Annotated in this window: 9 protein-coding genes; 5 read left to right on the forward strand and 4 right to left on the reverse strand. The window is 58.1% G+C overall.

Going from position 1 to position 7,132, the window contains the following annotated elements; genetic code table 11:
- The 4 genes from NW819_RS05505 to NW819_RS05520 form a co-directional block, all read left to right on the forward strand.
- Nucleotides 1-360 (forward strand): hypothetical protein (locus NW819_RS05505; RefSeq protein ID WP_414413142.1); only part of this gene is annotated, 360 nt, incomplete at its 5' end.
- 84 nt (nucleotides 361-444) lie between these two features.
- Entirely contained in the window at nucleotides 445-786 is a 342-nt protein-coding gene (locus NW819_RS05510; RefSeq protein WP_011432043.1) for a histidine triad nucleotide-binding protein, read from the forward strand.
- Nucleotides 787-871: 85 nt separating this feature from the next.
- Nucleotides 872-1,522, forward strand: a complete 651-nt coding sequence (locus NW819_RS05515; RefSeq protein WP_414329433.1) for a precorrin-8X methylmutase — start codon at nucleotides 872-874, stop codon at nucleotides 1,520-1,522.
- 314 nt (nucleotides 1,523-1,836) lie between these two features.
- Entirely contained in the window at nucleotides 1,837-2,229 is a 393-nt protein-coding gene (locus tag NW819_RS05520; protein ID WP_414413143.1) for a hypothetical protein, read from the forward strand.
- Nucleotides 2,230-2,342: 113 nt separating this feature from the next.
- Here the strand turns inward: NW819_RS05520 and NW819_RS05525 are convergent, their stop codons facing one another.
- Together NW819_RS05525 and hflX are read right to left on the reverse strand one after the other, a co-directional pair.
- Nucleotides 2,343-4,091, reverse strand: a complete 1,749-nt coding sequence (locus NW819_RS05525; protein ID WP_414413144.1) for a diflavin flavoprotein — start codon at nucleotides 4,089-4,091, stop codon at nucleotides 2,343-2,345.
- Between the two features lie 115 nt (nucleotides 4,092-4,206).
- A complete protein-coding gene (gene hflX / locus NW819_RS05530) occupies nucleotides 4,207-5,973 on the reverse strand; it encodes a GTPase HflX (RefSeq protein WP_414413145.1) in 1,767 nt (588 codons plus the stop codon).
- A 195-nt stretch (nucleotides 5,974-6,168) separates the two neighbouring features.
- Here hflX and NW819_RS05535 point away from each other — a divergent pair, with 195 nt between their 5' ends.
- Nucleotides 6,169-6,303, forward strand: coding sequence for a hypothetical protein (locus tag NW819_RS05535; protein ID WP_414342083.1), 135 nt, complete (start codon nucleotides 6,169-6,171; stop codon nucleotides 6,301-6,303).
- A 134-nt stretch (nucleotides 6,304-6,437) separates the two neighbouring features.
- Here NW819_RS05535 and NW819_RS05540 read toward each other — a convergent pair whose 3' ends face one another.
- Together NW819_RS05540 and NW819_RS05545 are read right to left on the reverse strand one after the other, a co-directional pair.
- Complete coding sequence (locus tag NW819_RS05540; protein ID WP_414413146.1) at nucleotides 6,438-6,869, reverse strand: DUF488 family protein; 432 nt, start codon at nucleotides 6,867-6,869, stop codon at nucleotides 6,438-6,440.
- Between the two features lie 151 nt (nucleotides 6,870-7,020).
- On the reverse strand, nucleotides 7,021-7,098 hold the full coding sequence (locus NW819_RS05545) for a hypothetical protein (RefSeq protein ID WP_414413147.1): 78 nt from the start codon (nucleotides 7,096-7,098) through the stop codon (nucleotides 7,021-7,023).
- Nucleotides 7,099-7,132 lie beyond the last annotated feature (34 nt).

The raw sequence follows: 7,132 nt of genomic DNA on the forward strand, positions 1-7,132 counted from the left end.
GCGTCAGCGTTGCGGAGCAACATGGTTTACACCTTCGAGATCATCGGCATCGCCCCTGCTCTACAGTTCTTTCATCAGCAACAGAAGCTGGCCCAGCGGCCCTGTGGGGTGGAATACCTGGGTACCAGCTCCTGCACCCTCGATGCGTTACTGGGATCCCTGGAGGAAGTGCCGGCCCGGCGCGGCTGGGACTTGGATCAGTTGGTCGACGCTGTTATCCGCTTTTGGTGCAGCAACCCCGATTTGGTGAGTTTGTGGCGCTCTCGTTTTCGCGATGCCGGGCGAGATGCGCTGTTGGTCTCGCGAGTGGGGCATATTCAATCACTGCGGCAGGAATTTGAATGGCTGCTGAAGCAGTAGGTGCCGAGCGCCACTCTCGCCACCTGGGTGGGAGAATGTGCGGTTAGCAGGTAGGCTAAGGGCAGAACTAATTTGTGAGCACCCATGAGCGACACAGTTTTCGGCAAGATTATTCGCAGGGAGATCCCTGCACAAATCGTTTACGAAGACGATAGAGCCCTGGCCTTCAAAGATATTGCCCCCCAAGCCCCTGTCCACATTTTGGTGGTGCCCAAAGAGCCCATCCCCGGCATTTCCCAGGCCAAGCCCGAACATGAGGCATTGCTGGGACATCTCCTGCTGACCGCTCAGCGGGTGGCTGCCGAGGCAGGTTTAAATAAAGGCTACCGATTGGTGATCAACGAAGGAGAAGACGGCGGGCAAACCGTCTTTCATCTCCACATTCACGTTCTGGGCGGTCGGGGGATGGGCTGGCCCCCAGGTTGAGCGATGGTTTTTCCCACCAACTGAAGCCTCTGCAGGTACAATCCTGTCATTACTGAGGATAAACGGCGGGCGGGGTCTGGGATCGATGGAGTGGCACGTAACCGATGCAGAGAGTTTGATGATCATCGACCAGGAGGTGGGCAAGCACGAGCTTTCTCCTGCTGAGTATGAGGTGGTTCGTCGGGTTATTTATGCTACTGCCGACTTTGAGTACTTGAACCTCATCCGTTTTGGTAACGAAGCCTTACAGGCTGGGGCGGCGGCCTTGGCAGCGCGTACCACCATTGTGGTCGATGAGCCGATGGTGCAGGTGGGCATTGCCTGGGCTGTTCAGAACACCTTTTCCAACCCCATCTATTGCAGCAGCGAAGCCATTACCCGTCCCCAAAGGGACAAGACCCGCTCCGCTTGGGGCTTGGAAACCCTGGCCCAACGCTACCCTGAGGCGATCTTTGTGATTGGCCAATCCCAGACTGCCCTCTCCACCTTGGTGCAGCTGATTAGAAAGAAGGAGGTGGCCCCTGCTCTGGTCATCGCCACGCCGGCTGGGTTTGTGAACGTGGTGCAAGCCAAGCAGGAGCTAGCCGATTCCATGGTGCCCCACATCCGCACTGAGGGACGCAAAGGAGGCCCGGCAGTGGCTGCAGCGGTGTTGGATGGCCTGCTGGACTTGGCTTGGCACGCCTATGTACGGGTCAGCAGCGCAGACTATCCTGGCAAATCCGCCGTTTCTTGACATGCTCCTTGCTCTACTGGCTGGCTAAGCCAAGGCAAACTGCGCAGCGGTAGAGCAGGGCTTTAGACCCTATTTCTAGAGTAGGTCTGCTGATCTGATCGAGATCACTCAACTGGGGGGATCCCGATCACCCGGCCTTCAAGGCGGCATCGACAAGATGGGAGCTGTGCTCTCAGTCCTGCCCTTGAAAAATGGCCTGAGAGACGACTGGGTTGGGCCTATGGAGGGATCTTCCCATGCGGTGTGCCATCTTCTTTTGCTGGCTTGCCTGGGTTTTTGCGCCGGGGGCTTGGGCACAAGCTGAGCCATGCCCGATGGTCGTCCTTTCGCCCTCTTCACAGTTGCAGTTGTCAGAATCGTCAACACTTGCCTCTACTCTCTCGACAGCCCAGAAAGTGCTCCACACTGCTACTGCACTCGACAAGGCAGAGGTTATCGCTACGCAACATTTTCCCGAACCGGTCAGCCCCTACCAGCGCTGGCGACAGAGGTATGCCCCCTCAGATCCCCTCTCTTCGGGTTTGGGCAGCGTCCCTTATCGGCCAGCCCAGCAGGGATCCCAAAGGATTCAACAGGGAACAGAGGGGCTGCCCTTAGGGCCTGCGACCCGCCAAGGGGAACAGCTGGAGCAGATCGGGATCCGCCTGGGAGAAGACAGCCCTTTTTTCCTACATCCCAGTGGGTTGGTCTATCGGCAGTCCTATTGAATTTGTGAGTCTGTTCGCTACAGGGATCCCAGCTTCCCCAGGGAGAAGGGCTGGGAGTGAGAAATTATCTCTCACTTCTCTCTTCTCACTGCTCACTATCAGTATTAGTAGTATTAGTAATGATTCCCTACCTTGCGGTGGTGGATGGCGGTGAGGCCCTCTGGGCTGGAGACCCGACCGGCTTCCAAGGTGCTGTACACCACCCAGTGATCGCTGGTTTCCAGGCGGCTCACCACACGGCACTCCAGGTAGGCCAAAGCATCGGCCAAGATGGGGGATCCGTTGGCAGCAGGGTAGGTCTTAATCCCGGCAAAGCGGTCGGCTCCCGGTGGAAATCGCTTCAGGAAGTGGCGCATCAAGGGTTGGTAATGGCCTTCTTGCAGCACGTTTAACACGAAGGTATCTCCCACCTGCAGGAAGGATTCGATGGCCCGATCCTTGGCCACCGCAATGCTGATCCCCGGCGGATCGGCGCTGGCTTGGGCTACCCAGGAGGCGAGCATAGCGCTGGTGGCTTGCCCTTTGCGGGCAGTGATGATGTAGAGGCCATTGCTAATGCGGCCCAGGGCGCGATCCAGGTCGGCATCCAAGGCTTTCATCTGCTGAATGCTGCGATCCCGCGTCAGCCACTGCCCCAGATCGGTACCTGCTTCTTCGGCCAGTTGCAGCAGAGCCTCGCCGGCAGGCTGCTTAAGCAGAATGGGGGCAAACACCTCTTTGGCGCCGATTTCTTGCAGTGTGTTGCGGCAGAGGTACACCGACTCATCATCTTCGCCGCCCGACTCAAACAGACCAAAGCCTTGCTTGCTGTGGGCAGAGGCCAGCAGGGTTTTCAGCAGCACTTGAGTGGTGGCGGCCTCAGGCCCTGATTGGGGCGGCATGCCTATCACCACACCGGCGGCCAAGCTCATCAGCTCACGCACCTCGTGGGCATCCACCAGCCGCAAATCTGCCAGCTCCACCTGGATGCCGGTCTTTTGGATCCCACGGGCAATGGCCTGGGCCAACGCTTCCGCCTTGCCATATCCCGACAGGTAGAACACTGCCACCATCCGTTCAGCTTTGGCCTGCTCCAGGCTCCAGGTGCGGTAGTGCTCCACCCAGTCGGACAGGTGATGGCGCAGCAGGGGGCCGTGGCCGGTAGCAATGGCAGCGATGGGAGGCAAGGCTTCCATGCGTTTCAGGGCAGACAACACCGAGCGGGCGTTGGGCCCCATGAGGCAGTCGTAGTAGAGCTTGAAGTCGGCCTGCAACAGGTGGGGATGTTCGTCCCAGGCGAAATCGTCGCAGTAGTGCATCCCAAACACGTCGCAGGTGTAAAGGATCTGGGTGCCGTGGTCGTAGGTGAGGATGGTGTCGGGCCAGTGCAAGTTGGGGGCAGAGATAAATTCCAGGACATGCCCCTTGCCCAGATCCAAGCGATCTCCCTGTTTCACCACCAGCCGCCGGAAGGGCCGATGCACCAGATCTTCCAGAAATTGCACCGCCACCTTGGAGGCCACCACCGTCATCTGGGGCGCCAGCTCCAGCAGATCCCCAACCAGGCCGCTGTGATCTGGCTCGGTGTGGCTGACCACCAGGTAGTCGATCTGGGCAGGATCTAGGATCCCTTGCAGGCAATCCAGGTACAACCGGCGAAACTTCTCGTGGGAGGTGTCGATGAGGGCCACCTTCTCGCCGCGAATCAAGAAGGAGTTGTAGGTGGTGCCATTTTCCAGAGCAAATTCGATGTCAAATCGATCCCGATCCCAATCTTGGGAGCGAATGGCAAGGGTGTCGGCCCCGATGGGCAGAGTTTGCAGCGTCAGATGGGGCTGGGCCAGGCGAGGTGCGACTTGAGGTGCAACTGCAGTGGTGGCCATGTTCTCTCCCTAACTTTAAGTCGGGTCACAATCCTGATCTCAATGTAACTGAATGTTTATGTTGACGGCGGATGAAGATGAGCTATGCAGGTTTGGAAATCCTTATGGAATGCTTTTAGGGATCCTTGGGTTCCTGCCAATCGAAGGGGTTAGGACTTAGGGCTGTAGCAAACTGGGCCAGGGTGTGGCGCAACTGATCCAGGTTTTGGCCGGTGGCGGCGGAAACAAACAGGGCTTTGGGGTAGAGCAGGCGCACATCCTCTACCCATTCGGGATCCAGGCGGTCGATTTTGTTAAACACCAGTTGCCGGGGGCCGGTGGCCAAGGGCAGCTTGTCCAGCAATGTTTCCACCGCCTCGATTTGCCCCTCCCAGTTGGGGTGGGAGAGATCCACCACATGTAGTAGGGCATCGGCTTCCGTCACCTCTTCCAGGGTGGCTTGAAAGGCATCCACCAGTTGGTCTGGCAATTCGGTTAGAAATCCCACCGTGTCGGTCAGCAGGACCGCCTGCCGGTTGGGCAGATCCAGCCGCCGGGTAGTGGGATCCAAGGTGGCAAAGAGCTGGTCGGCGGCGTACACCTCAGCATGGGTGAGGGCGTTGAGAAGGCTGGACTTGCCGGCGTTGGTGTAGCCCACCAGGGCCACCACGGGAATTTGGGATGCCTCGCGCCGTTGGCGCAGCCGCTGGCGGTGGCGGCGCAGCTCTTCCACCTCTTGCCGCAGCTTGCTGATGCGCCGCTGGATGGCCCGCCGCTCCATTTCCAGTTGGGTTTCCCCCGGGCCCCGAGTACCGATCCCACCCCCCAGCCGCGACATGGTGCGACCGCGACCGGCCAGGCGAGGCAGCAAATACTGCAGTTGCGCCAGCTCCACCTGCAGCTTCCCGGCTCGGGTTCTGGCCCGCTGGGCAAAAATATCCAGGATCACCTCGCTGCGATCCACCACCCGCACCCCCACCGCCTCTTCCAAGGTGCGCACCTGGCTGGGGGTGAGTTCCCGGTCGAACACCACCAAGTTAGCGCCCAGATCCTGGACCAGCAGAGCCAGCTCTTGCACCTTACCGGATCCGATTACCGTGGCCGAGTTGGGTCCCTCCCGCCGTTGCCAGAGGGCTTGCAGCACCTGACCGCCGGCACTCTCCACCAGGCGGCTCAGCTCCGCCAACCCATCCATGAGATCCTCGTAGCTCTGCCCGGACTCCTGCAGCCCCACCAGGATGGCCCGATCCTGATCCAGATCCACCTGGCGGGCGGTCAACTGGCGCCGAAAGCCATCTTCTAGCTCCGCTACCAGCTCCTGCAGATCCTGTTCTGCCAGGATCCCCAAAGGCAAAGGCTCAGAAACCTGCCAACGGCGCTCTCCCTCCGGCAGCAGATGGGCCAGATAGGCCCGGTGAACAAAGCCCGTAGCCGCTCCTCCCCGGCGTCGGTGCCCTCCTGACTTGGACACGGAAAGGGTGATGAGGGCATCCAAACGCTGCAAAGCCATGGCCGTCAGCGCTTTTTGACCGGGGCCCCCCTCCCCCATTTGGGTGGTGATGCAGCGGATCCCGGATAGGCGCTCGGCCCCCTGGCGGGGCAATTCCCAAGCGGGAATCTGGGTTTCAAAAGGGGATCCCACCCCTACGCGGATCACCTGGCCGCGCCGGTTGAGGTAAACGCTGATGGGCCGGCCTTCCAACTCTTGGGTCAGGGATCCCAGCCGTTGGGCAAACTCCACCGTCACCAGGCGGTTGGGGGGTAGGCGCAGTTGGTAAAGCCGTTGCAGTTGCTTTTGTTGGTGGGGCTTTAACCCTTTGGCCTGTTCGGGAAAGCGTCGTGGAGCGATAGCAGAGCTGAAGCGGGGGTCGGTCTGATGGCGAGAGGTGCTAGCCCTGGGCATGGGGACGGGGAAAGACCCAAAAACAAGCTTTCATCTACCATACACGCTAGCTGACAGCAGGAACTTGGGATCCAAAAGCAACGGCGGCAAACACTGGCCCAGTGTTGCGGGGGCAACAGTACGGCGATGTCATCAGCAACGGGTGCAACATTCAAACCAAGGTCATTCCCGAACAAAAGTAGGCGGAATACTTCCATGACCCAACCGAGGTACGCATGGGGCAGCCAAACCCAGACGATCACAGGCTTCCTGCTCGCCCATCATCTGCTCAAGGTCAACCCCAAAGATGTCAATGTGTTGGATCTGCCCAAGCGGGGATCCCTGTATTGAGCTTGCTGTCGGTGAGAGAGTTTCCAAATCGGTTGGGCAGTCAGGGATCCCTTTCGCTCCGTGTTGCCGGAATCCTGCTGCAACTCGGAGTAGCTGCATAAATCGGAAAAATCCGTAGTGCCAGCTCTTAGTTATCATAGATGCACGATTTCAACATCACCCCATTTTCTGCGCAAATATTCAGCAACCAGCCTACGATGACAGTGCTCAGGTGTAGCTTCACTACAAAGCAGACATCCTCCATCGAGAATACTTTTATCCACTTGATCTTCAATGCGACGCTCGGCCATCAGCGACAAAAACTGTCTCTCGTAGTTAGACCATTCACCACTGGCTTTGTAAGCATCGAGAATCTCTTGAGTTGGTGCAAGTTCCGGCAAATGAACATATCCAAGCTTGCAGATCTCGTGAAGAAAAAACTCTAGATCCCTCTTTTTCGTGAATCCCGCCAGTTGCGAGGTGTTATTAAGTCGAGTATCAACAACTCGAGCCAGACCAGGCTGTTTTAAGCGATTAAAAAATTGCTCTGCACTTTTCTTCGTAAACCCTATCGTAAATATCTTCATGGCCTCGCGCTCCGCTCATCATTTTTTGACATTTTCTCATCTCGATAGGCGACACGCCTGCCTTGAATGAGATAGGCTTCGGCTATAAACTCTTCCCGACTTCTAAACAAGTCCCCCTCTGGAAGTTTGCAAAGGGCAAGAAGACGAGATTCTAGGGCCTCATGAGACGCATCCATTCCCCTGGCTCTCCGTTCTGCCATTCCTTGCCGGCAATACAGCGACCGGCCATTTTTCTGGAGTTGGCGAAACAGACAATCGTCTTG

It is taken from the genome of Synechococcus sp. R8-2, from assembly GCF_047461715.1.
Lineage (GTDB): Bacteria > Cyanobacteriota > Cyanobacteriia > Thermostichales > Thermostichaceae > Thermostichus.